This is a genomic window from Pseudomonas sp. MWU13-2105 (assembly GCF_023242315.1).
Lineage (GTDB): Bacteria > Pseudomonadota > Gammaproteobacteria > Pseudomonadales > Pseudomonadaceae > Aquipseudomonas.
In genome coordinates this window covers 323,907-347,622 of sequence record NZ_JALLIY010000004.1, presented here as the reverse complement: position 1 = coordinate 347,622, position 23,716 = coordinate 323,907, and the positions used below count along the sequence as shown (strand labels likewise).

Annotated in this window: 20 protein-coding genes and 2 tRNA genes; 1 reads left to right on the top strand and 21 read right to left on the bottom strand. The window is 60.7% G+C overall.

Translation table 11 applies throughout. The features are described from left to right. Positions 1–178 precede the first annotated feature (178 nt). The 15 genes from pnp to rlmE form a co-directional block, all read right to left on the bottom strand. Positions 179–2,284 carry a polyribonucleotide nucleotidyltransferase gene (gene pnp, locus M5B96_RS07985; RefSeq protein ID WP_248796140.1) on the bottom strand — a complete coding sequence of 702 codons (2,106 nt, stop codon included), beginning with the start codon at positions 2,282–2,284 and terminating at the stop codon, positions 179–181. 211 nt (positions 2,285–2,495) lie between these two features. Beyond that, positions 2,496–2,765, bottom strand: coding sequence for a 30S ribosomal protein S15 (rpsO, locus tag M5B96_RS07980; protein ID WP_002555121.1), 270 nt, complete (start codon positions 2,763–2,765; stop codon positions 2,496–2,498). Positions 2,766–2,907: 142 nt separating this feature from the next. Further along, positions 2,908–3,825 carry a tRNA pseudouridine(55) synthase TruB gene (gene truB / locus M5B96_RS07975; protein ID WP_248796139.1) on the bottom strand — a complete coding sequence of 306 codons (918 nt, stop codon included), beginning with the start codon at positions 3,823–3,825 and terminating at the stop codon, positions 2,908–2,910. 3 nt (positions 3,826–3,828) lie between these two features. After that, complete coding sequence (rbfA, locus tag M5B96_RS07970) at positions 3,829–4,245, bottom strand: 30S ribosome-binding factor RbfA (RefSeq protein WP_248796138.1); 417 nt, start codon at positions 4,243–4,245, stop codon at positions 3,829–3,831. Between the two features lie 159 nt (positions 4,246–4,404). Continuing rightward, entirely contained in the window at positions 4,405–6,930 is a 2,526-nt protein-coding gene (infB, locus tag M5B96_RS07965) for a translation initiation factor IF-2 (RefSeq protein ID WP_248796137.1), read from the bottom strand. Between the two features lie 27 nt (positions 6,931–6,957). Further along, the gene (nusA, locus tag M5B96_RS07960) at positions 6,958–8,439 is read right to left on the bottom strand and encodes a transcription termination factor NusA (RefSeq protein ID WP_100939596.1); all 1,482 of its coding nucleotides are present in this window, start codon (positions 8,437–8,439) and stop codon (positions 6,958–6,960) included. Positions 8,440–8,486: 47 nt separating this feature from the next. Further along, complete coding sequence (gene rimP, locus M5B96_RS07955; RefSeq protein WP_191489699.1) at positions 8,487–8,945, bottom strand: ribosome maturation factor RimP; 459 nt, start codon at positions 8,943–8,945, stop codon at positions 8,487–8,489. Positions 8,946–9,088: 143 nt separating this feature from the next. Beyond that, positions 9,089–9,165 (bottom strand) — tRNA-Met (locus M5B96_RS07950). Between the two features lie 96 nt (positions 9,166–9,261). After that, positions 9,262–9,347, bottom strand: a tRNA-Leu gene (locus M5B96_RS07945). A gap of 29 nt (positions 9,348–9,376) precedes the next feature. Continuing rightward, positions 9,377–9,757 (bottom strand): preprotein translocase subunit SecG, encoded by a 381-nt coding sequence (gene secG / locus M5B96_RS07940; RefSeq protein WP_100939598.1) that lies wholly within the window; start codon positions 9,755–9,757, stop codon positions 9,377–9,379. Positions 9,758–9,760: 3 nt separating this feature from the next. Further along, positions 9,761–10,516 carry a triose-phosphate isomerase gene (tpiA, locus tag M5B96_RS07935; RefSeq protein WP_248796136.1) on the bottom strand — a complete coding sequence of 252 codons (756 nt, stop codon included), beginning with the start codon at positions 10,514–10,516 and terminating at the stop codon, positions 9,761–9,763. A 66-nt stretch (positions 10,517–10,582) separates the two neighbouring features. Next, positions 10,583–11,920, bottom strand: a complete 1,338-nt coding sequence (gene glmM / locus M5B96_RS07930; RefSeq protein WP_248796135.1) for a phosphoglucosamine mutase — start codon at positions 11,918–11,920, stop codon at positions 10,583–10,585. A 16-nt stretch (positions 11,921–11,936) separates the two neighbouring features. Next, entirely contained in the window at positions 11,937–12,788 is an 852-nt protein-coding gene (folP, locus tag M5B96_RS07925; RefSeq protein ID WP_248796134.1) for a dihydropteroate synthase, read from the bottom strand. An 8-nt stretch (positions 12,789–12,796) separates the two neighbouring features. Then, positions 12,797–14,707 (bottom strand): ATP-dependent zinc metalloprotease FtsH, encoded by a 1,911-nt coding sequence (gene ftsH / locus M5B96_RS07920; RefSeq protein ID WP_248796133.1) that lies wholly within the window; start codon positions 14,705–14,707, stop codon positions 12,797–12,799. 203 nt (positions 14,708–14,910) lie between these two features. Then, positions 14,911–15,540 carry a 23S rRNA (uridine(2552)-2'-O)-methyltransferase RlmE gene (gene rlmE / locus M5B96_RS07915; RefSeq protein WP_248796132.1) on the bottom strand — a complete coding sequence of 210 codons (630 nt, stop codon included), beginning with the start codon at positions 15,538–15,540 and terminating at the stop codon, positions 14,911–14,913. 106 nt (positions 15,541–15,646) lie between these two features. On the opposite strand from rlmE, the gene yhbY reads away from it, so the two are divergent. Beyond that, positions 15,647–15,955, top strand: coding sequence for a ribosome assembly RNA-binding protein YhbY (yhbY, locus tag M5B96_RS07910; protein WP_100939603.1), 309 nt, complete (start codon positions 15,647–15,649; stop codon positions 15,953–15,955). 12 nt (positions 15,956–15,967) lie between these two features. Here yhbY and M5B96_RS07905 read toward each other — a convergent pair whose 3' ends face one another. From M5B96_RS07905 to dnaJ, 6 genes are all read right to left on the bottom strand, one after another. Next, complete coding sequence (locus tag M5B96_RS07905) at positions 15,968–16,372, bottom strand: MFS transporter (protein WP_248796131.1); 405 nt, start codon at positions 16,370–16,372, stop codon at positions 15,968–15,970. A 28-nt stretch (positions 16,373–16,400) separates the two neighbouring features. Then, positions 16,401–16,877 carry a transcription elongation factor GreA gene (greA, locus tag M5B96_RS07900; RefSeq protein WP_248796130.1) on the bottom strand — a complete coding sequence of 159 codons (477 nt, stop codon included), beginning with the start codon at positions 16,875–16,877 and terminating at the stop codon, positions 16,401–16,403. Continuing rightward, on the bottom strand, positions 16,874–20,095 hold the full coding sequence (carB, locus tag M5B96_RS07895) for a carbamoyl-phosphate synthase large subunit (RefSeq protein WP_248796129.1): 3,222 nt from the start codon (positions 20,093–20,095) through the stop codon (positions 16,874–16,876). Before carB ends, greA begins: the two co-directional genes overlap by 4 nt. Positions 20,096–20,200: 105 nt before the next feature. Continuing rightward, positions 20,201–21,337 (bottom strand): glutamine-hydrolyzing carbamoyl-phosphate synthase small subunit, encoded by a 1,137-nt coding sequence (gene carA, locus M5B96_RS07890; protein ID WP_248796128.1) that lies wholly within the window; start codon positions 21,335–21,337, stop codon positions 20,201–20,203. A 374-nt stretch (positions 21,338–21,711) separates the two neighbouring features. Beyond that, positions 21,712–22,518 (bottom strand): 4-hydroxy-tetrahydrodipicolinate reductase, encoded by an 807-nt coding sequence (gene dapB, locus M5B96_RS07885; protein ID WP_248796127.1) that lies wholly within the window; start codon positions 22,516–22,518, stop codon positions 21,712–21,714. Between the two features lie 10 nt (positions 22,519–22,528). After that, entirely contained in the window at positions 22,529–23,653 is a 1,125-nt protein-coding gene (gene dnaJ, locus M5B96_RS07880) for a molecular chaperone DnaJ (protein WP_248796126.1), read from the bottom strand. Positions 23,654–23,716: the final 63 nt, after the last annotated feature.

Here is a 23,716-nt window from a genome sequence, read left to right as displayed (position 1 = left end):
AATAGCTTAAACAAATACCTAAAAATCGGAATCGTGCAGATTGCATGACCGGCCGCCAAACTGCATGCAAGTTGCGGGTTTGCGCGATGCACAAGCCACGACAACGGCCGGCTTTTCCTGCGCACATAAAAAAAGCACCCCGGAGGGTGCCTTTTCTCAGCATGCAGTCGAAGCGCGATTAGGCGCCCGACGCCTTGGCTGCGGCGACGTCCTTAATGGACAGCTTGATACGGCCGCGGTTGTCCACGTCCAGTACCAGCACTTCCACTTCCTGGCCTTCTTTCAGGATGTCGGTGACTTTCTCTACGCGAGCGTCGCTCAGCATCGAGATGTGCACCAGACCGTCCTTGCCCGGCAGGATGTTGACGAATGCGCCGAAGTCGACGATGCGCTCAACCTTACCGACGTAGATCTTGCCGATTTCAGCTTCTGCGGTGATGCCCAGGACGCGCTGACGAGCCGCTTCAGCCGCTTCCTTGGTTTCGCCGAAGATCTTGATCGAGCCGTCGTCTTCGATGTCGATCGAAGCCTTGGTCTCTTCACAGATCGCCCGAATGGTCGCGCCGCCTTTACCGATGACATCACGGATTTTGTCGGTGTCGATCTTCATCGCGATCATGGTCGGAGCGTTTTCCGACAGTTCGGTACGCGACTGGCCAATGATCTGGTTCATCTGGCCGAGGATGTTCAGGCGCGCTTCCAGGGCCTGGCCCAGGGCGATCTCCATGATCTCTTCGGTGATGCCCTTGATCTTGATGTCCATCTGCAGCGCGGTCACACCCTTGGCGGTACCGGCTACCTTGAAGTCCATGTCGCCGAGGTGGTCTTCGTCACCCAGGATGTCGGTCAGGATGGCGAATTTCTCGCCTTCTTTAACCAGACCCATGGCGATACCGGCAACCGGAGCCTTCATCGGCACACCGGCGTCCATCAGGGCCAGGGAAGCACCGCAGACCGAAGCCATGGAGCTCGAACCGTTGGATTCGGTGATTTCCGAGACCACACGGATGGTGTACGGGAATTCGGCGGCATCCGGCAGCATGGCCTGGACCGAACGACGGGCCAGACGACCGTGACCGATTTCACGACGACCGGCACCGCCCATGCGACCACACTCACCCACCGAGAACGGCGGGAAGTTGTAGTGCAGCATGAAGGGGTCTTTTTTCTCGCCTTCCAGGGTGTCCAGCAACTGGGCGTCACGCGCGGTACCCAGGGTTGCCACAACCAGGGCCTGGGTTTCGCCACGGGTGAACAGGGCCGAACCGTGGGTCTTCGGCAGAACACCGACTTCGATGTTCAGCGGACGTACGGTCTTGGTGTCGCGGCCGTCGATACGTGGCTTGCCGTTGACGATGTTTTCGCGAACGGTGCGGTATTCGATTTCGCCGAAGGCAGCTTTCACTTCGCTGGCGGAAGGCTGGCCTTCTTCACCGGACAGCTTGGCAACCACCTGGTCTTTCAGCTCGCCCAGGCGCGCGTAACGATCGGCCTTGACGGTGATGGTGTAAGCCTGGGAGATCGCGTCGCCGAACTCGGCACGGATCGCGCCCAGCAGCGCGGTGGCTTCAGGCGCGGCGGTCCAGGACCAGGTTGGCTTGGCAGCTTCGGCGGCCAGCTCTTTCACGGCCTGGATAACCACCTGGAATTCGTCGTGGGCGAACAGTACCGCGCCCAGCATCTGGTCTTCGGTCAGCTCCTTGGCTTCCGATTCAACCATCAGTACCGCTTCCGAGGTGCCGGCAACGACCATGTCCAGGCTCGAGGCTTTCTGCTGCTCGTAAGTCGGGTTCAGCAGGTAGCCGGTGCTTTCGTGGAAAGCCACGCGCGCGGCGCCGATCGGGCCGTCAAACGGAATACCGGAGATGGCCAGGGCCGCCGAGGTGCCGATCATCGCGGCGATGTCCGGATCGGTCTTCTTGCTGGTGGAGACGACGGTGCAGACAACCTGCACTTCGTTCATGAAACCTTCAGGGAACAGCGGGCGGATCGGACGGTCGATCAGGCGCGAAGTCAGGGTTTCTTTTTCGGAAGGACGGCCTTCACGCTTGAAGAAGCCGCCAGGGATCTTGCCGGCAGCGTAGGTCTTTTCCTGGTAGTGCACGGACAGCGGGAAGAAGCCTTTGCCTGGATCCGCTTGCTTGGCACCGACCACGGTCACCAATACGCTGACGTCGTCGTCAACGGTGACCAATACTGCGCCGGAGGCCTGACGGGCGATACGGCCTGTCTCGAGGGTAACGGTCGACTGACCGAACTGGAATTTTTTGATAACCGGGTTCACGGTGTCCTACCTTCTTTTGTGGCTCTTGGGGAACTTGTCTTCTTGCGAAATTCTTGGGCAACGCCGGGAATCGGCCCGACTGTGATTGTCCAGGTGCTGTCTTTGGGTAAAACAGGTACTCAGATAAAACTAGAGGCTGGGAGCTTGCCATGCGCCGGCGGAAAACCCGCTGACGCACAGCAAACAACCAACCTCATAGCGCAATCGCTGATTAGCGACGCAGACCCAGGCGACCGATCAGAGCGCTGTAACGGCTCACGTCCTTGCCTTTCAGGTAGTCCAGCAGCTTACGACGCTGGTTAACCATGCGGATCAGACCACGACGGGAGTGGTGATCTTTACCGTTGGCCTTGAAGTGACCTTGCAGTTTGTTGATGTTGGCGGTCAGCAGTGCAACTTGCACTTCTGGCGAACCAGTATCACCAACGGCTTGCTGGTAGTCGGTAACGATTTGAGCTTTTTCTTCAACGCTGAGAGCCATGAGGCAATCCTTCTATCAAGAAACTGTTTCAAGAAACAGTTTCAACAGGCCAGGGACAAATCCCTGTATCTATAAATGAGCAGTGACCGTGCCTGTTGACAGCCACCCTCTCCAGCCTGCGATCAAGCAGGCTGGTTTCCGGTCATTCTGACCGAATCAGTCGACGCGGCGCGATGCGCCCGTCTTCGCTCACTTCACCGATACCGATAAAGCGACCGTTGTGATCTTGTACCCGCACCATGCCGAACTTCGGCGCGTCCGGGGCACGTACCGGTTGGCCGTTGAGCCAATAGAACGCACTGTGCTCCGAGAAGTGCAGCAGCGGCCAGTCTAGCAGACCGCTGTCCGAAGGCATGAGGAAGCGGTCGACCGCCTCGTTGCCGCCTTCGGCATGCACGGCCTCGAGCTCTTCCAGCGTGACGGTCTGGGCCAGGGTGAAGGGGCCGGCCTGGGTCCGTCGCAGTTCCGCCACGTACGCGCCACAACCGAGCTTCTCACCGATATCCTCCACCAGGGTACGAATATAGGTGCCCTTGCTGCAATCCACCGCCAGCCGGACAGTATCGCCTTCACAGGCGAGCAATTCCAAGCGCGCAATAGTAACAGAACGCGGTTCGCGCTCCACTACTTCACCGGCACGGGCCAGCTTGTACAACGGCTGTCCGTCACGCTTGAGCGCCGAGTACATCGGCGGTATCTGACTGATTTGACCGCGAAATTCCGGTAACACCGCGTCGATATCGGCACGACCAACGGTCACCGGGCGCGTCTGCAAAACTTCGCCTTCGGCGTCCGCGGTGGTGGTGGTCTTGCCCAATTGCGCCAGGGTTTCATAACCCTTGTCGGAATCGAGCAGGTATTGCGAGAACTTGGTGGCCTCGCCAAAGCACAGCGGCAGCACGCCGGTGGCCAACGGATCGAGGCTGCCGGTGTGACCGGCCTTCTCGGCGTTGAGCAACCAGCGGACCTTCTGCAAGGCGGCGTTGGAGGTGAACCCCAACGGCTTGTCCAACAGAATGATGCCACTGACGTTACGACGGATACGCTTGACCTGAGCCACCGGTTACTCCCCGGCGTCTTCTGGAGTGCGGCCTTGCGCAGCGGCGTCGCCGACATGCTGGCTGTCTTCGGCCACGGCACGTTCGATCAAGGCCGACAGGTGCGCGCCACGCACGACGCTCTCGTCATAGTGGAAGTGCAACTGCGGCACGCTGCGCAGCTTCATCTCACGGGCCAGTTGCATACGCAGGAAGCCCGCCGCCGCGTTGAGCACCTTGATGCTCTGGGCGATATCTTCCGGATTGTCCTGGCCCATCACGGTGATGAAGATCTTCGCGTGGCCGACGTCACGGCTGACGTCGACGGCGGTAATGGTCACCAGGCCGACGCGCGGGTCTTTGACTTCACGACGGATCAGCTGCGCGAGCTCACGCTGCATCTGGTCGCCGATACGTTGGGTACGGCTGTATTCTTTTGCCATGTCTTGTTACCTGTAGCTGCCCCGCGGTGAAACCCGCAAGGTCTGAAAGCGGCAAACGCCCGGCCTGGCAGAAGCCGGACCGGGCGTTGCGTTTAGAGTCCTGACACCGTGCCGCGCATTGGCATGCGGCGACTCGGCGTGGCCCTTGAAGTGTGCGAGTCAGAGGCTGCGAGCAACCTGAACCTTCTCGAAGACTTCGATCTTGTCGCCGACCTTGACGTCGTTGTAGCTCTTCACGCCGATACCGCATTCCATGCCGGCACGCACTTCGGAAGCGTCATCCTTGAAGCGGCGCAGGGATTCCAGCTCGCCTTCGAAGATAACGATGTCTTCACGCAGTACACGGATTGGACGGTTACGGTGAACAACACCCTCGATCACCATGCAACCGGCGATCGCGCCAAACTTCGGCGAGCGGAACACGTCACGCACTTCAGCGATACCCAGGATGTTCTCGCGAACATCGCTGCCGAGCATACCGGTGAGGGCTTTCTTGACGTCTTCGATGATGTCGTAGATCACGTTGTAGTAACGCATATCCAGGCCTTCCTGCTCGACGATCTTCCGGGCGCCAGCATCGGCACGCACGTTGAAGCCGAACAGTACAGCGTTGGAGGCCAGTGCCAGGTTGGCGTCGGATTCGGTGATACCACCGACACCGCCACCGACCACACGTACTTGCACTTCGTCGTTACCCAGGCCGTTCAAGGCACCGTTCAACGCTTCCAGCGAACCGCGGACGTCGGATTTGAGGACGATGTTAAGCGTCTTCTTCTCTTCCTGGCCCATGTTCTCGAAGATGTTTTCCAGCTTGCCAGCATGGGCGCGAGCCAGTTTGACTTCGCGGAACTTGCCTTGACGGAACAAAGCCACTTCACGGGCTTTCTTCTCGTCGGCAACCACGCTCATCTCGTCGCCAGCGTCCGGGGTACCGTCCAGGCCGAGGATCTCGACAGGGATGGAAGGACCGGCTTCCTTGATCGACTTGCCGTTCTCGTCGAGCATGGCCCGTACACGGCCATAGTTCGAACCGACCAGGACCATGTCGCCTTGGCGCAGGGTACCGTCCTGGACCAGAACGGTCGCCACCGGGCCACGACCTTTGTCGAGGCGCGATTCAACCACGACGCCACGGCCAGGAGCCGATGGAGTCGCTTTCAGCTCCAGGACTTCGGCTTGCAGCAGGACCGCTTCGAGCAACTCGTCCACACCGGTACCGACTTTCGCCGAAACCGAGACGAACGGCGTATCGCCGCCCCACTCTTCCGAGGTCACGCCGTGAACCGACAGTTCGCTACGGATGCGATCGAGATCGGCGCCCGGCTTGTCGATCTTGTTCACCGCGACCACCAGCGGAACACCGGCAGCCTTGGCGTGCTGGACCGCTTCAATGGTCTGCGGCATCACGCCGTCGTCCGCCGCAACCACCAGGATCACGATGTCGGTCGCCTTGGCACCACGGGCACGCATCGCGGTAAACGCGGCGTGACCCGGGGTGTCGAGGAAGGTGACCATGCCGCGATCGGTTTCCACGTGGTACGCACCGATGTGCTGGGTGATACCACCGGCTTCGCCGGCAGCTACCTTGGCACGACGGATGTAGTCGAGCAGCGAGGTCTTACCGTGGTCGACGTGGCCCATGACGGTCACGACCGGAGCACGGGAGAACGCTTCACCTTCGAACTTCAGGGACTCGGCCAGGGAATCTTCCAGGGCGGTGTCGCTGACCAGGGTCACTTTGTGGCCCAGCTCTTCAGCAACCAGCTGGGCAGTTTCCTGGTCCAGTACCTGGTTGATGGTGGCCGGGGTACCCAGCTTGAACATGAACTTGATGATTTCAGCAGCCTTGACCGACATCTGCTGGGCGAGATCGCCGACAGTGATGGTCTCGCCGATCTTCACTTCACGCACGATAGGGCCGGTAGGGCTCTGGAAACCGTGGGCGTTGCGTTTCTTCAGCTTGGCCTTGCCGCGACCGCCACGACGGAAACCGTCGCTTTCTTCGTCGGTAGTGCGCGGTGCCACACGTGGCGCCGGAGCCTTTTCCTTGACCGAAGCACGATGCGGAGCGTTCTTGCGCTCGCCATCGCCACCGCCGCTCCGACGATTGCTATCGTCGGCACGAGGTTTGTCCGGACGACGCGGCTCTTCGCGCTTGCGCTCGACAGCCGGTGCAGGAGCGGCCACCGCGGCTTCACGGACAGGCTCGGCAGCGACCACAGGGGCCTGGGCAATAGCCTCGACCACCGCAGCGTTCCCCGGAGCAGCAGCAGGCTGGCGGCGCGCTTCTTCTTCGGCGCGACGCTTGGCTTCTTCTTCAGCCTTTTGACGGGCCGCATTCTCTACGGCACGACGTTCTTCCAGCTCACGCTTGCGCTCGGCTTCGATTTCTTCCGGGCTGCGTTGTACGAAGACTTTCTTCTTGCGTACTTCAACGCTGATGCTTTTGCTACCGGCAACACGCAGGGTGCTGGTGGTCTTGCGCTGCAAGGTAATCTTGCGCGGCTCTTCCACTTTCGCCTTGTGGCTGCTTTTCAGGTGAGTCAGCAGCGACTGCTTCTCACTGTCGGTCACATGTTCCTCGGCGGCGGTGTGCGGCAGACCTGCCTCACGCATCTGCTGCAACAGGCGCTCTACCGGTGTTTTGACCTCATCGGCCAGTTGTTTCACCGTGACTTGCGTCATGCACTTCTCTCCTCAGGCCGCGCCTAATTACTCGAACCAATGGGCTCGGGCGGCCATGATCAACTTGCCGGCACGATCATCGTCAATGCCGTCGATGTCGAGCAGGTCGTCAATAGACTGCTCGGCCAGGTCTTCGCGGGTAATTACGCCGCGCACCGCCAGTTCCATCGCCAAATCCTTGTCCATACCCTCAAGCGAGAGCAGGTCTTCGGCCGGATGGGCGTCTGCCAGCTTTTCCTCAGTAGCGATGGCTTTAGTCAACAAACGATCCTTGGCCCGAGCGCGAAGCTCGTTGACGGTGTCTTCGTCAAAGCCATCGATGTTGAGCATTTCTTCCAACGGTACGTAGGCAATCTCTTCCAGGCTGGTAAAGCCTTCATCAACCAGTACCTGCGCCAGATCTTCGTCGACTTCCAGCTCGTCGATGAAGTTGCGCAGAATGTCACCGGTCTCTGCTTGCTGTTTAGCCTGGATGTCCGATTCGGTCATCACGTTCAGGGTCCAGCCGGTCAGCTGGCTGGCCAGACGCACGTTCTGACCACCGCGACCGATGGCCTGAGCCAGATTGTCTGCGCCGACGGCGATGTCCATCGCATGGGCATCCTCGTCAACGATAATTGCCGCGACTTCCGCCGGCGACATGGCGTTGATCACGAACTGCGCCGGGTTGTCGTCCCACAGGACGATGTCCACGCGCTCGCCACCCAACTCGCCGGAAACGGCCTGGACGCGCGAACCGCGCATACCGATGCAGGCGCCTTGCGGGTCGATGCGTTTGTCCTTGGAGCGGACCGCGATCTTGGCACGCGAACCCGGGTCACGGGAGGCAGCCATCACTTCGATCAGGCCTTCGGCGATTTCCGGCACTTCGATGCGGAACAGCTCGATCAGCATTTCCGGCGCGGTACGCGACAGGATCAACTGCGGGCCGCGGTTCTCGGTGCGGATTTCCTTGAGCAGGGCGCGCACGCGCACACCGACGCGGAAAGTCTCGCGGGAAATGATGTCTTCGCGGGCCAGCAGGGCTTCGGCGTTGTTACCCAGGTCAACGATGACGTTGTCGCGGGTGACTTTCTTCACGGTGCCGGAGATGATTTCCCCCAGGCGCTCGCGATAGGCGTCGACAACCTGTGCGCGCTCGGCTTCGCGAACCTTCTGCACAATGACTTGCTTGGCGGTCTGAGCGGCGATACGACCGAATTCGATGGACTCGATCTTGTCTTCGACGACGTCGCCAACCTTGGCACCCGGGTGGGTCTCCGCGACCTTGCTCGGCCAGGTCTCGATCGCCGGATCATCAAGATCGGCTTCCTCGACGACCGTCCAGCGACGGAAGGTCTCATAGGCACCGGTGTGGCGGTTGATTTCCACACGCAGGTCAACTTCGTCTTCAAAGCGCTTCTTGGTAGCGGTCGCCAGAGCAATCTCCAGCGCCTCAAAAATCACGCTTGCCGGTACACCCTTTTCGTTGGATACCGACTCAACAACCAGCAATACTTCTTTGCTCATCGTACGCCTCGCCTTTCGCAAGCCATTGGATCCGCGGGATCCGCGTCTCAGTCAAAACTGGGAATAATGTTGGCCTTGTCGATCAAATCGATCGGCAACAGGAACTCATGGTCTTCCACCTGCACCACGACATCCTGTTCTTCCACTCCGCGCAGAAGGCCCTGAAAATTACGTCGACCTTCGAAAGGCGAGCGCAACTTTATCTTCACTTGTTCGCCGGCATGCGAGGCAAACTGTTCAAGGGTGAACAGCGGGCGTTCCATGCCAGGAGAGGAAACCTCAAGGGTGTATTCATTGGTGATGGGGTCTTCGACGTCCAGGACACCACTGATCTGACGGCTGACGATGGCACAGTCGTCCACCAGCACACCGCCTTCTTTATCGATATAAACGCGCAACACGGAATGGCGACCTTGAGCCGAATACTCAATACCCCAGCATTCATAGCCAAGGGCCACGACCACCGGGGCCAACAAGGCCTGCAACTGTTCTAGCTTGCTCGACACCTGAACCCCCTCGTGCATCTCTGTGCATGCTATTGAAATAAACAAAAAATGGGCGAATCGCCCATCCCTGAAACGCCGTCGAACAGCGGCGTCATAAAGTGCCCAGCCAACAAAAAGCCCCTGAAAAGGGGCTCCGCTAAAACTGGTTGCGGGGGCCGGATTTGAACCGACGACCTTCGGGTTATGAGCCCGACGAGCTACCAGACTGCTCCACCCCGCGACAAAGCTGGGGCGGAAGTATACGACCGATCCCTTGCAGGGTCAATGTAACCTTCCACCTACAAGAAAGCCCGCAACAGCGGGCTCTCCTGATAATTGGTACCGAGAAGGGGACTCGAACCCCTACACCCTATGGGCACAACCACCTCAAGGTTGCGTGTCTACCAATTCCACCACCTCGGCAATACAACGTTTACAGCGTGAAACCCATTTTACTTCTGCTCTGGAGCCTTGGGTACATCAGTCGGTGAGGCCGACTTAGGTTCCTGGAGCACCGGTACATCATCAGATGCCGGTTTCTGCTTTGGCACTTCCAACACCGCCGGGTTTGGCAAACCTACTTGAGTCAGCTCATGAGCTTTCTCTTTAGCAAAGTAACCTAACCCCAAGCTGGTTATGAAGAAACCTGCGGCAAGTATAGCAGTAAACTTACTAAGAAAGGTAGAGGAACCTTGGCTTCCGAACACAGTATTTGAAGCACCTGCCCCGAAAGACGCACCAGCGTCCGCACCTTTACCCTGTTGCAGCAATACCAGGGCGACAACGCCCAGCGCACCCAACAGATGAAGAACGACTACGACTGTTTCCAGCATTTTTCAGTTTCCCGCGGCGCGACAGATCGCACCGAACTCATCTGCATTCAGGGAGGCCCCACCAATGAGCCCCCCATCGATATCCGGCATGCCGAACAGTTCGACCGCATTGGCCGCCTTCACGCTGCCGCCGTATAGAAGCCGCACACCTTGTGCGACCTCAGAATTCTCTGCCGCCAACTGCGCGCGGATGGCGGCGTGCACATCCTGCGCTTGTTGCGGCGAAGCTGTCAGCCCGGTGCCAATGGCCCAGACCGGTTCGTAAGCGATGACAGCCTTGGCAAAAGCGCCGACACCCAGCTCCTCGATAATGCTGCCCAGCTGACGCGAAACCACTTCCAGCGTCTTGCCGGCTTCACGCTGCTCCAGGGTTTCCCCGACACAGAGCACCGGAATCAAGCCACAAGCCTGCGCTGCCGCAAACTTGCGATTGAGGGTGCGATCCGACTCACCCATGATCAGGCGACGCTCGGAATGCCCAACCAAAACCAGCGAACATCCTGCATCGAGCAACTGGCTCGGGGCAGTTTCACCGGTCAGGGCACCCTGCATGGATTCCACCGCGGAGTTCTGCGCACCGACCGCAATCGATTTGCCTTTCAGGCCTTCAACCACCTGGCTGATATGCAGGCAAGGCGGGAATACCGCCACGTCCACACCGCTCGGCAAGGCCAGGTTACGCAGGCCCTTGATCAGCTCGACGACGCTGGCGCGGGTACCGTGCATCTTCCAGTTACCAGCTACCATTGGGCGACGCATGCTGTACCTCGCAGGTCAAAGTGGGCGCAGATGTTACCCAACCATATCCTCACTGGCAAGCCGAAATCAGGCGCAAACTTCAGTCACCAGTTTTGCCAGCGCATCGGCATGCCCACGAACCATCGCTTCGTCTTCGCCCTCGACCATGACCCGCACCAGCGGCTCGGTGCCGGACTTGCGCAACAGCACGCGACCGCGACCGTTCATGGACTCGGTGACACGCTCGCAGGCCTGCACCACCTTCGGGTGCTTGACCGGGTCGGCGCCGCCACCGAAACGCACATTGACCAACACCTGCGGGCACTTGCGCAAGGCCTGCCGCGCTTGCGCCAGGCTTTCACCGCGGCGCCGCAGGGCCATCAAGGTCTGCAGTGCCGCAATGATCGCATCCCCGGTGGAGTTGTGATTCAGGCAAAGGATATGTCCGGAATTTTCCCCGCCCACCAGCCAGTTGCGCTCCAACAGCTCGGCAATCACATAACGGTCACCGACATTGGCCCGCACGAAAGGAATGTCCAGCTCCTTGAAGGCCAGCTCAAGACCCAGGTTGCTCATCAAGGTCCCGACCACGCCGCCATTCAACTTGCCGCGCTCGGCCATATCCCGGGCAATGATGAATACCAGTTCGTCGCCATCGACCACCGCGCCAGTGTGATCGACCATCAGCACCCGGTCGCCGTCGCCGTCGAACGCGATGCCCAGGTCCGCCTGTTCGGCCAGCACCGCCGCCTGCAGCGGCTTCATGTGCGTCGAACCGCAGTTGTCGTTGATGTTCAGGCCGTTGGGCGCCGCCGACAGCGCCGTGACCTGCGCACCGAGCTCGCGGAACACACTCGGCGCGACCTTGTAGGTCGCACCATGGGCGCAGTCAATCACCAGCTTCAGGCCCGCCAGGCTGGTCCCGGTCGGCACACTGCTTTTGCAGAATTCGATGTAGCGACCGGCAGCGTCATTGATACGCGAGACCTTGCCGAGTTTTTCCGACTCGACCACCGTCATCGGCGCATCGAGCAGCTCCTCGATCATCAGCTCGACCTCATCCGGCAGCTTGGTGCCCTCGCCGGAGAAAAACTTGATGCCGTTGTCGTCATGGGGATTGTGCGAAGCACTGATCACGATCCCGGCTTCAGCGTGAAAGGTCCGGGTCAGGTAGGCGATAGCCGGTGTCGGCATCGGCCCCAGCAGCAGCACATCGGCGCCGGCCGCGGAAAGGCCGGCCTCCAGGGCGGATTCGAACATATAGCCGGAGATCCGCGTGTCCTTGCCCACCAGCACCCGGCATGCACCCAGCTTGCGGAATGCCATGCCGGCGGCCCAGCCGAGCTTGAGCATGAACTCCGGAGTGATCGGGAATTGCCCTACGCGCCCACGAATACCGTCGGTGCCGAAGTATTTTTTCTTCATCAGTGCTCCATCGTTCTTATTGCGCAGCGTCAACAGCAGCAATCATGCGTACCACGTCGACCGTTTCGGCGACATCGTGCACGCGAAGAATCCGTGCCCCTTTGCTCATCGCCAGGGCAGCCAGGGCAAGGCCGCCATAAAGGCGCTCACCCACCGGGCGACCCAGGGCCTGCCCTATCATGCTCTTGCGCGAGACGCCGACCAACAATGGCCGGCCCAGGGCGTGCAAAGCTTCCATATGCTTGAACAGGCTCAGGTTGTGCGCCAGGGTCTTGGCAAAACCAAAACCCGGGTCGAGCACGATACGCTCGGGCGCGATACCTGCCGCCGCGCACAGCGCCATGCGCTCGGCGAGAAAATCCACCACCTCGCCGGTCACGTCATCATAGTGCGGATTGTCCTGCATGTTGCCCGGTTCGCCGAGCATGTGCATCAGGCAGACCGGCAACCCCGTCGCCGCGGCAGCCTCCAGGGCGCCGTCGCGCCGCAGCGAACGCACGTCATTGATCAGGCCCGCGCCCAGCCGTGCGGTTTCGCGCATGACCGCCGGAGTGGAGGTATCCACCGAGATGATCACATCCAGTTCCCGGTGAATACGCTCGACCACCGGTGCGACACGCTCCAGCTCCTCGTGCGGAGAAACCACTGGGGCACCGGGACGCGTTGACTCACCGCCGATATCGATCAGGGTGGCGCCAGCCTCGACCATTGCCCGGGCATGGGCCAGGGCCGCCTCCAGGTGATTGAAGCGACCGCCATCGGAAAAGGAATCAGGGGTGACATTGAGAATGCCCATGACGTGCGTCTGGGCCAAATCAAGAACCCGGTTGCCGCAAGGCAACCGGGTCGAGGACTGAACAGAAGTCATTTCAAACCTTAATGATCAGCCGCAGGGCCGCCGATCGGCGTTTCAGGTCGTTCGTTCTGGATCACCGGCGGAGTGCCCGATGTACCCGAACCACCTTCCCAATCGCGCGGTTCACGCGGCGGGCGACCGGCCATGATGTCGTCGATCTGCTCGGCATCGATGGTTTCATACTTCATCAGCGCGTCCGCCATGGCGTCGAGCTTGTCGCGATTTTCCGTCAGGATCTGCTTGGCCGTGCCGTAGCACTGGTCAATGATGCTCCGCACTTCCGAGTCGATCAGCTTGGCGGTTTCGCCGGAAAAGCTGGCGTTCTGACCGCCGCCGCCACGCCCCAGGAACACTTCCTGGTCTTCCTCGGCGTACATCAGCGGCCCCAACTTCTCGGACAGGCCCCACTTGGTGACCATGTTCCGGGCAATCTGGCTGGCCCGCATGATGTCGTTGGACGCGCCAGTGGTGACACCGTCGAAGCCCAGGGTCATCTCTTCGGCGATACGACCACCGTACAACGAGCAGATCTGGCTGATCAGCGCGCGCTTGGACAGGCTGTAGCGATCCTCTTCCGGCAGGAACATGGTCACACCCAGCGCACGACCGCGCGGGATGATCGATACCTTGTAGACCGGATCGTGCTCGGGCACCACGCGACCGACAATGGCGTGACCGGCCTCATGATACGCGGTGTTCTGTTTTTCCTTCTCGGACATGACCATGGATTTGCGCTCGGCGCCCATCATGATCTTGTCTTTCGCCAGTTCGAACTCTTTCATCTCGACGATGCGCTTGCCGGCACGCGCGGCGAACAAGGAGGCCTCGTTCACCAGGTTGGCCAGGTCGGCACCGGAGAAGCCCGGCGTACCGCGCGCAATCACCGCCGGCGCGACGTCGTCGCCCATCGGCACCTTGCGCATATGCACCTTGAGGATCTGTTCGCGACCGCGGATGTCCGGCAGGCCGACCACCACCTGGCGGTCGAAGCGACCGGGACGCAGCAGCGCCGGGTCAAGCACGTCCGGACGGTTGGTGGCGGCAATCACGATGATGCCGTCGTTCATTTCGAAACCGTCCATCTCCACCAGCAACTGGTTGAGCGTCTGTTCGCGTTCGTCATGACCGCCCCCCATGCCGGCACCACGGTGCCGACCGACCGCATCGATTTCGTCGATGAAGATGATGCACGGCGCGTGCTTCTTGGCCTGCTCGAACATGTCACGGACACGGCTGGCACCGACACCGACGAACATCTCGACGAAATCGGAACCGGAAATGGTGAAGAACGGCACCTTGGCTTCGCCGGCAATGGCCTTGGCCAACAGGGTTTTACCGGTACCCGGTGGGCCGACCATCAGCACGCCACGGGGAATCCGACCGCCCAGGCGCTGGAATTTGCCCGGATCGCGGAGGAACTCCACCAGCTCGCCGACTTCTTCCTTGGCTTCGTCGCAACCGGCAACGTCAGCCAGGGTGGTTTTCACCTGGTCTTCCGAAAGCAGGCGCGCCTTGCTCTTGCCGAAGCTCATCGGCCCGCCCTTGCCGCCCGCGCCGCCCTGCATCTGGCGCATGAAGAACATGAACACCGCGATGATCACCAGGATCGGGAAGCTGGCCACCAGCAACTGGGTCCAGATGCTCTGCTGTTCAGGCTGCTTGCCTTCGACCACGACATGGTTGTCCACCAGGTCGCCGATCAGGCCGTTGTCCTGGATCGCCGGGCGGATGGTCTTGAAACTGTCGCCATCGTTGCGCTTGCCGGTGATCACGTAGCCGTCCACGGCCACGCGCTCGACTTTGCCATCCTTGACCTGCTGGATGAAGTCGGAATAGTTGAGGGTCTGCGGCTCGTTAGGGCTGGAGAAGTTGTTCATCACCGTCACCAGGACAGCTGCGATGATCAACCACAGGATCAGATTCTTTGCCATATCGTTCAATTAACTACCCTCATGAAGCGGGATCCGCTACTGGCGCGCGCTTCGCATGATATTCACCGGCATAACTTACTACATTACCTACAGATCCTGCAGGCGCCGTCTGTAACCCTTTGTGAAACAATCACTACACAATATGCGCTTATTCTCACGGGGCGAAATACGAAAAACCTATCGCCCCGGCCAAGAACCTCGAGTTATTCAGTCCGTCCGCGGAAGCCACGGCCCAGCAGGTACTGCTCGCGGGACCGATCACGGGAAGACGCCGGCTTGCGCGTCTGGACCTTCTCAAACAGCTTGCGGAAGTTCTTGTGGTACTCGTCGAAGCCTTCGCCCTGGAAAACCTTGATCAAAAAATCGCCACCGGGGCGTAGGACGCGTCCGGCGAGATCGAGTGCCAGTTCGCAAAGGAACATCGAACGCGGCATATCCACTTCAGGCGTACCACTCATATTGGGGGCCATATCGGAAATCACAAGGTCAACCTCGGAATTTCCCACCGCCGCGAGGATTTCAGCCAGGACGGCGTCCTCGGTAAAGTCGCCCTTGATGAAGGTCACATCGGGGATGCTGTCCATGTCCAGGATATCGGACGCGATCAGGCGGCCCTTGCCGCCAATCAGACGACTGGTCACCTGGGACCAGCCACCTGGCGCCGCGCCGAGGTCGATCACGGTCATGCCCGGGCGGATAATCCGGTCCTTCTCCTGGATCTCCAGCAATTTGTAGCTGGCCCGGGAGCGGTATCCGTCTTTTTGCGCCATTTTGACGAACGGGTCGTTGAAATGTTCTTTCAGCCAGTTAAGGCTAGTCTTGGAACGGGCCACGGGCCACCTCAAAAAAATAGTCGAATCGCGATTAACTGGGCGGTCCCGGACGCGCTCGGGTAAACTGGCCGCCGCTTTTTACAAGATCAGACGCAGGGGTCAGATTATGCCGCTCACTCAAGAGCAGAAGAAACAGTACAAATCCATTGGCCACCATCTGAAACCAGTATTGACTGTGGCTGACAACGGTTTGACCGAAGGTGTGTTAGCCGAGCTTGAACGCGCATTGGGCGATCATGAGCTGATCAAGATCAAGCTCAATATCCTCGACCGCGAATCGCGCCTGGAGGCCATTGCGCAGCTGTGCAAGGCCGGCAAGGCGGATCTGGTGCAAGTCATCGGCAAGATGGCACTGCTGTATCGCAAGAACTTCAGCGTCAACAAGCAGCTGTCCAACGTCCATCGCTTCAAGTGACGTAGGAACGGGTCAAGGGTACGCCGCGCGTACCCTGCCACTCTCGCCCGGCACCGGTTGCAGCACCAACACCAGGCCGCAAAGGCCGAGCACCAGGTAACTGAACAACTGCCAGCGCGACGCCTCCGGCAGCCAGGTCCGCACCGCGAAATACATCCCGCACGCATACAGCGCCATCAACAGCAATTGCCCGCGCGTATCGCGCCAGAGGCTTGCCCGGCCTTCGGCCTGGAGCAACACCAGGGTCTGCACGATCACACACACCGTGGCAAACCCTATCAATAAAGAGCCCAGCAGGCTATTGATCTCATCGATCAACAGCGGTGCCAGGCCAATTTGCGTCAACACCGGCAACAGCCCGATGTGCAGCAGCCACAGGCCGCCAACCCAGAGCATCTGGGTCAGCTGCCAGAGCATGGCGCCCGCCCGCAGCGGGCGCCTGCGTTCAGAGGTGGCGGACTTCGACAATCTCGTACTCGATAACGCCGCCTGGCGTTTTGACAGCCACCACATCGCCTTCTTCCTTGGCGATCAAGGCACGGGCCAGCGGCGAGCCGACGGAGATCTTGCCGAGTTTGAAGTCGGCCTCGTCTTCACCCACGATGTGGTAAACCACGCTTTCGTCGGTTTCAACGTTGGCGATTTCCACGGTGGTGCCAAAAATCACCTTGCCGGTGTGCGGGATGGTGGTGACGTCGATGATCACCGCGTTCTGCATGCGGCCTTCGATATCACGGATCCGCGCCTCGACCATACCCTGCTGCTCGCGGGCAGCATGGTATTCGGCGTTTTCCTTCAAGTCGCCCAACTCACGGGCCGTACCGATGTCCTGGCTCAGCTTCGGACGGACGACCTTGGTCAGGTGGGCGTGCTCCTCTTCCAGGGCCTTGGCGCCCTGGACGGTCATGGGGTATTTGATCATGCCTTCAATCCTGCGTGTAGATCCTGCAAGCGACGTACGGTCTTCTCCGGACCGAACTTGAGCGCTTCGCAGATGGCTTCGCCAGCAGCAATGGTAGTCGTGCAGTAGATCTTGTGCTGCAGCGCGTTACGACGAATGGAGTACGAGTCGGCGATCGACTGGCGGCCTTCGGTCGTATTGATGATCAGGGTGACTTCGTCATTCTTGATCATGTCGACGACGTGCGGACGACCTTCCGTCACTTTGTTGACCCGGCGCACTTTCAACCCGGCCGCTTCGATCAGCTTGGCCGTGCCGGCAGTCGCCACCACTTCGAAGCCCAAGTTGATCAGATCACGGGCCACGCCTGCAACCAGTGGCTTGTCATCATCACGCACGCTGATGAAGGCGGTGCCGCCGGTCGGCAGTACTTCGCTGGCGCCCATCTGGGCCTTGGCGAAGGCTTCGCCGAAGGTGTCGCCGACGCCCATCACTTCACCGGTGGACTTCATCTCAGGGCCCAGGATCGGGTCCACGCCAGGGAATTTGGCGAAGGGGAACACCGCCTCTTTCACGCTGTAGAAGTTCGGAATGATTTCCTTGGTGAAGTTCAGCTCCTTCAGGGTCTTACCGGCCATCACGCGGGCAGCGATCATCGCCAGGGAGACGCCGATGCACTTGGACACGAACGGTACGGTACGCGAGGCGCGCGGGTTGACTTCGATGACGTAGATGTCTTCGCCCTGCAAGGCCAATTGCACGTTCATCAGGCCGACAACGCCCAGCTCCAGGGCCATTTTCTTGACCTGTTCGCGCATTTCGTCCTGGATGTGCGCCGGCAGCGAGTACGGCGGCAGCGAGCACGCGGAGTCACCGGAGTGCACGCCGGCCTGCTCGATGTGCTGCATGATCGCGCCGATCACCACGTCGGTGCCGTCGCAGACCGCATCCACGTCCATTTCAATGGCGCAGTTGAGGAAGTGGTCCAGCAGCACCGGACTGTCGTTGGAGACTTTCACCGCGTCACGCAGGTAACGCTTGAGTTCGTCTTCCTCGTAGACGATTTCCATCGCCCGACCGCCCAGCACGTAGGACGGACGCACCACCAGCGGGTAACCGATCTTGCTGGCGGCACGAATCGCTTCGTCTTCGCTGCGCACGGTAGCGTTTGGCGGCTGGCGCAGGTTCAGGCGCTCGACCATCTGCTGGAAGCGCTCACGGTCTTCGGCACGGTCAATGGCGTCAGGGCTGGTACCGATGATCGGCACGCCGGCCGCTTCCAGGGCACGGGCGAGCTTCAACGGGGTCTGGCCGCCGTACTGGACGATCACGCCCTTGGGCTTCTCGACGCGGACGATTTCCAGCACGTCTTCCAGGGTCACCGGTTCGAAGTACAGGCGATCAGAGGTGTCGTAGTCGGTGGACACGGTTTCCGGGTTGCAGTTGACCATGATGGTCTCGTACCCGTCTTCGCGCAGTGCCAGGGCCGCGTGCACGCAGCAGTAGTCGAACTCGATACCCTGGCCGATACGGTTCGGACCGCCGCCAAGGATCATGATCTTGTCGCGACCCGATGGCGCGGCCTCGCACTCTTCTTCATAAGTCGAGTACAGGTAGGCGGTGTCGGTGGCGAACTCGGCCGCGCAGGTGTCGACGCGCTTGTAGACCGGGAACACTTCCAGCTTGTGCCGGTGGGTCCGCAGGTTCTTCTCGGTCACGCCCAGCAGCTTGGCCAGACGCATGTCGGAAAAGCCCTTGCGCTTGAGGCGGAACATCAGGTCGCGGTCGATGGCCGACAGACCCAGGGTCTTGACCTTCTCTTCTTCCTTGATCAGATCTTCGATCTGCACCAGGAACCACGGATCGATCATGTTCATGCCGAAGATATCTTCGACGCTCATGCCGGCGCGGAAGGCGTCCGCCACGTACCAGATACGCTCGGCGCCCGGCACGGTCAGCTCGCGCTTGAGCACGTTGAGGCTTTCCGGGTTGCTCAGGTCGAGCTTCTCGTCCAGGCCGCAGACGCCCACTTCCAGGCCACGCAGGGCTTTCTGCAGGGATTCCTGGAAGGTCCGGCCGATGGCCATGACTTCACCCACCGACTTCATCTGGGTGGTCAGGCGCGCGTCGGCTTTCGGGAACTTCTCGAAGGCGAAACGCGGCAGCTTGGTCACGACGTAGTCGATGGACGGTTCGAAGGACGCCGGGGTCTTGCCGCCGGTGATGTCGTTCGACAGCTCGTCCAGGGTGTAGCCCACGGCCAGCTTGGCGGCGACCTTGGCGATCGGGAAGCCGGTGGCTTTCGAGGCCAGGGCCGAGGAGCGCGAAACCCGCGGGTTCATCTCGATCACGACCATGCGGCCGGTGTTCGGGCAGATACCGAACTGAACGTTGGAACCACCGGTTTCCACGCCGATCTCGCGCAGCACCGCCAGGGAGGCGTTACGCAGGATCTGGTATTCCTTGTCGGTCAGGGTCTGTGCCGGGGCAACGGTGATCGAGTCACCGGTGTGCACGCCCATCGGGTCGAAGTTCTCGATGGAGCAGACGATGATGCAGTTGTCCTTTTTGTCGCGGACCACCTCCATCTCGTACTCTTTCCAGCCGATCAGCGATTCGTCGATCAGCAGTTCCTTGGTCGGCGACAGGTCCAGGCCACGGGCGCAGATCTCTTCGAACTCTTCACGGTTGTAGGCGATACCGCCACCGGTGCCGCCCATGGTGAAGGACGGACGGATGATACACGGGAAGCCGAGCCTCTCGAGGACCGCATTGGCCTCTTCCATGCTGTGGGCGATACCGGAACGCGGGCAGTCCAGGCCGATGGATTTCATCGCCTTGTCGAAGCGCGAACGGTCTTCTGCCTTGTCGATGGTGTCGGCATTGGCACCGATCATTTCCACGCCGAACTTCTCGAGGACGCCTTCGCGCTCCAGGTCCAGGGCGCAGTTCAGGGCAGTCTGGCCCCCCATGGTCGGCAGCAGGGCGTCCGGACGCTCCTTCTCGATGATCTTGGCCACGGTCTGCCACTTGATCGGTTCGATGTAGGTGGCATCGGCCATGGCCGGGTCGGTCATGATGGTGGCCGGGTTGGAGTTCACCAGGATGACGCGATAACCCTCTTCGCGCAGGGCCTTGCAGGCCTGGGCGCCGGAGTAGTCGAATTCGCAGGCCTGGCCGATCACGATCGGGCCGGCACCGAGAATCAGGATGCTTTTTATGTCTGTACGTTTTGGCATGGGTTTGTCACTCAAATCCGCAGGTCAGTCGGCAAGCCGTTGAACATTCCTTGAAGAGGCCGAGGGGGCCGCCGCGTCGCGGGGCCGCCCTGGGCATCCAGGCGATCAACGGCGCTTGGCCATCTCATTGATGAAGCGATCGAACAGCGGTGCAACGTCGTTCGGGCCCGGGCTGGCTTCAGGGTGACCCTGGAAGCTGAACGCACTCTTGTCGGTGCGCTCGATACCTTGCAGGGAACCGTCGAACAGCGACTTGTGGATCGCCCGGAGATTGGCCGGCAGGGTCGCTTCATCCACCGCGAAACCGTGGTTCTGGCTGGTGATCATGACAACGCCGGTATCCAGGTCCTGGACCGGGTGGTTGGCACCGTGATGGCCGTGACCCATTTTCAGGGTCTTGGCGCCAGAGGCCAGGGCCAGCAGTTGGTGACCCAGGCAGATACCGAACACCGGGATCTCGGTTTCCAGCACATCCTTGATCGCCTGGATGGCGTAGTCGCAAGGCTCAGGGTCGCCCGGGCCGTTGGACAGGAACACGCCGTCCGGTTGCAGGGCCAGGACGGCACTGGCTGGCGTCTGCGCCGGCACGACCGTCACGCGGCAACCGCGCTCGACCAGCATGCGCAGGATGTTGTGCTTGATACCGTAGTCGTAGGCCACGACATGGTAGGTCAGCTCGGAGGCTTCGATGGTCGCGTGGCTGTCGGTCTTCAAGTCCCAGACCGTCGAGCGCCACTCGTACTGCTTGGTGGTGCTGACGACTTTCGCCAGGTCCATGCCCTTCAGGCCCGGGAAACCTTGCGCAGCGGCAATCGCCGCGGCCTCGGAAATATTGTCGCCGGCCATGATGCAGCCGTTCTGCGAGCCTTTTTCCCGCAGGATGCGGGTCAGGCGCCGCGTATCGATACCGGCGATGGCCACCACGTTGTTGGCCTTCAGGTAATCGGACAGCGACAGCGTGCTGCGCCAGTTGCTCGCTACCAGCGGCAGGTCGCGAATGACCAGGCCGGCAGACCAGACACGATCGGACTCGGCGTCTTGCGGCGTGGTGCCGGTGTTGCCGATATGCGGGTAGGTCAGGGTAACGATTTGCTGGGCGTAGGAAGGATCGGTAAGGATTTCCTGATAGCCGGTCATGGCGGTGTTGAACACCACCTCACCAACGGTCTGACCGTCGGCTCCAATGGCTTCGCCGCGAAAAATGCTGCCATCAGCAAGGGCGAGTATGGCTGGCTTAGTCAAGAAGACCTCCCGTAAATAAAGCCTGAAAGGGCGATCGCAGGTTGTAAAAAAGCGGAATGACGTATGGACACGTCACCCCGCTCGTTCACTGAATTATTCTGCGCGCTTTTAGTGGACACACTAAAGCTGTAGCTTACAGAAAAAGGCTTTTTTAATCCACCGCTAATGAGCCGAAAAGGCCAGGGAATGCGACAGGGCGTCGCCAGGCGGTGTGAAACAGGCTCAACTTCACCCTTACGGGGGAACGCCGAACCTGTAGGAGCGGGGCTTGCCCGCGAAGCTTTTAGCGTTCTCACGGACGCCTTCGCGGCCGTGCGGCGATCCGACAAGCCCTGCTCCTACAGTTCAGTGGCGCATGCACATCCTGCGCCCCATCAGTGCAGCTCGAGCACATCCTGCATATCGTACAGGCCTGGCGCCTTGCCATCCAGCCACAATGCCGCGCGCACCGCCCCCTTGGCAAAGGTCATGCGGCTCGAGGCCTTGTGGGTGATCTCCAGGCGCTCGCCTTCGGCGGCGAACAGCACAGTGTGATCACCGACCACATCACCACCACGCACCGTGGCAAAACCGATGGTTTCCCGCGCGCGCGCACCGGTATGCCCCTCACGACCATACACCGCGACCTTCTCCAGGTCGCGATCCAGCGCCTTGGCGATCACCTCGCCCATGCGCAATGCCGTGCCCGAAGGCGCGTCGATCTTGTGCCGATGGTGCGCCTCGATGATCTCGATATCCGCATCATCGCCCAACACCCGCGCCGCCATATCCAGCAGCTTCAACGACAGGTTGACGCCGACACTGAAATTGGCCGCGAAGACAATCGCAATATCCTTGCCCGCATCAGCCAGCAAGGCCTTCTGCGCCGCGTCCAGGCCAGTGGTACCGATCACCATGGCCTTGCCCGCCTTGCGGCAGAACGCCAGGTTTTTCAGCATCACTTCCGGCAGCGTGAAGTCGATCAACACATCGAACTCATCCGCCACCGCCTCCAGGCCCTCGGACAACGGCACGCCGATACGCCCCAGCGAAGCCAGCTCGCCGGCATCCGCACCGACCAGCGAACTGCCTGGACGAACGATCGCCGCCGTCAGGCCGGTGAGCGGCGCGCGCTGCTGCACCGCCTCGACCAGGATCTTGCCCATGCGCCCGGCGGCGCCCATCACAGCTATACGTCGCATGCCTCGCTCCTCACAGGTCGCCGAAGAAACGCTTCATCCCTTCGAACCAACCACTGGCCTTGGGCGAATGAGAGCTATCGCCAGCCAGGGAGGAGCGGAACTCTTCCAGCAGCTCGCGCTGGCGACGACTCAGGTTCACCGGGGTCTCGACGGCCACGCGACACATCAGGTCACCCGCGCCACCGCCACGCACCGGCGCAACGCCCTTGCCGCGCAGACGGAATTGCTTGCCGGTCTGGGTACCTTCCGGAATCTTCAACTTGACGCGACCGTCCAGGGTCGGCACTTCCAGCTCGCCGCCCAGGGCTGCGTCGACAAAGCTGATCGGCACCTCACAGAACAGATGCTTGCCGTCGCGCTGGAAAATATCGTGCTCGCGGACATTGATCACCACATACAGGTCGCCGGTCGGACCACCCTGCGTACCCGCCTCGCCTTCGCCGGACAGGCGAATCCGGTCACCGGTATCGACGCCCGACGGCACTTTCACCGACAGCGTCTTGTACTCTTCGACACGCCCCTGACCGTGGCAGGAATCACACGGATCGGAAATGATCTTGCCCTGGCCATGGCACCGCGGACAGGTCTGCTGCACCGAGAAGAAGCCTTGCTGCATGCGCACCTGGCCGATACCGCCACAGGTCGGACAGGTGATCGGCGCGGAGCCCTTCTTGGCCCCGGAGCCGTCGCACGGCTTGCAGTTGACCAGCGTCGGCACGCGGATATTGACGGTGGTACCGCGCACCGCCTCTTCCAGGTTCAGTTCCAGGGTGTAGCGCAAGTCACTGCCGCGCTGCGCACCACCACGGGAGCCGCCGCGACCGCCACCGAAGAAATCGCTGAACACATCGCCGAAGATATCGGAGAAATTCTGCCCGCCGAAGCCGGCACCGCCGCCGCCCATGCTCGGATCGACACCGGCATGGCCGTACTGGTCGTAGGCCGCGCGCTTGCTGGAGTCGGACAGCACTTCGTAAGCTTCGTTGGCTTCCTTGAACAACTCTTCCGATGCCTTGTCATCCGGATTACGGTCCGGGTGATGCTTCATCGCGAGACGGCGGTAAGCTTTCTTCAGGTCCGACTCGCTGGAGCCACGCTCGACCCCCAATATCTCGTAATAGTCACGCTTTGCCATGATTCTTTGCACTCTTGAGGATGTTCGGGACAACCGACTGGAACAGTCCCGCCCCTACCACCA

Coding starts and splice junctions, on each gene's coding strand:
- rpsO (WP_002555121.1), bottom strand. CDS start 2,765: ATGGCTCTCAGCGTTGAAGAAAAAGCTCAAATCGTTACCGACTACCAG.
- rbfA (WP_248796138.1), bottom strand. CDS start 4,245: ATGGCAAAAGAATACAGCCGTACCCAACGTATCGGCGACCAGATGCAG.
- infB (WP_248796137.1), bottom strand. CDS start 6,930: ATGACGCAAGTCACGGTGAAACAACTGGCCGATGAGGTCAAAACACCG.
- nusA (WP_100939596.1), bottom strand. CDS start 8,439: ATGAGCAAAGAAGTATTGCTGGTTGTTGAGTCGGTATCCAACGAAAAG.
- secG (WP_100939598.1), bottom strand. CDS start 9,757: ATGCTGGAAACAGTCGTAGTCGTTCTTCATCTGTTGGGTGCGCTGGGC.
- tpiA (WP_248796136.1), bottom strand. CDS start 10,516: ATGCGTCGCCCAATGGTAGCTGGTAACTGGAAGATGCACGGTACCCGC.
- glmM (WP_248796135.1), bottom strand. CDS start 11,920: ATGAAGAAAAAATACTTCGGCACCGACGGTATTCGTGGGCGCGTAGGG.
- folP (WP_248796134.1), bottom strand. CDS start 12,788: ATGACTTCTGTTCAGTCCTCGACCCGGTTGCCTTGCGGCAACCGGGTT.
- ftsH (WP_248796133.1), bottom strand. CDS start 14,707: ATGGCAAAGAATCTGATCCTGTGGTTGATCATCGCAGCTGTCCTGGTG.
- yhbY (WP_100939603.1), top strand. CDS start 15,647: ATGCCGCTCACTCAAGAGCAGAAGAAACAGTACAAATCCATTGGCCAC.
- M5B96_RS07905 (WP_248796131.1), bottom strand. CDS start 16,372: ATGCTCTGGCAGCTGACCCAGATGCTCTGGGTTGGCGGCCTGTGGCTG.
- greA (WP_248796130.1), bottom strand. CDS start 16,877: ATGATCAAATACCCCATGACCGTCCAGGGCGCCAAGGCCCTGGAAGAG.
- carB (WP_248796129.1), bottom strand. CDS start 20,095: ATGCCAAAACGTACAGACATAAAAAGCATCCTGATTCTCGGTGCCGGC.
- dapB (WP_248796127.1), bottom strand. CDS start 22,518: ATGCGACGTATAGCTGTGATGGGCGCCGCCGGGCGCATGGGCAAGATC.
- dnaJ (WP_248796126.1), bottom strand. CDS start 23,653: ATGGCAAAGCGTGACTATTACGAGATATTGGGGGTCGAGCGTGGCTCC.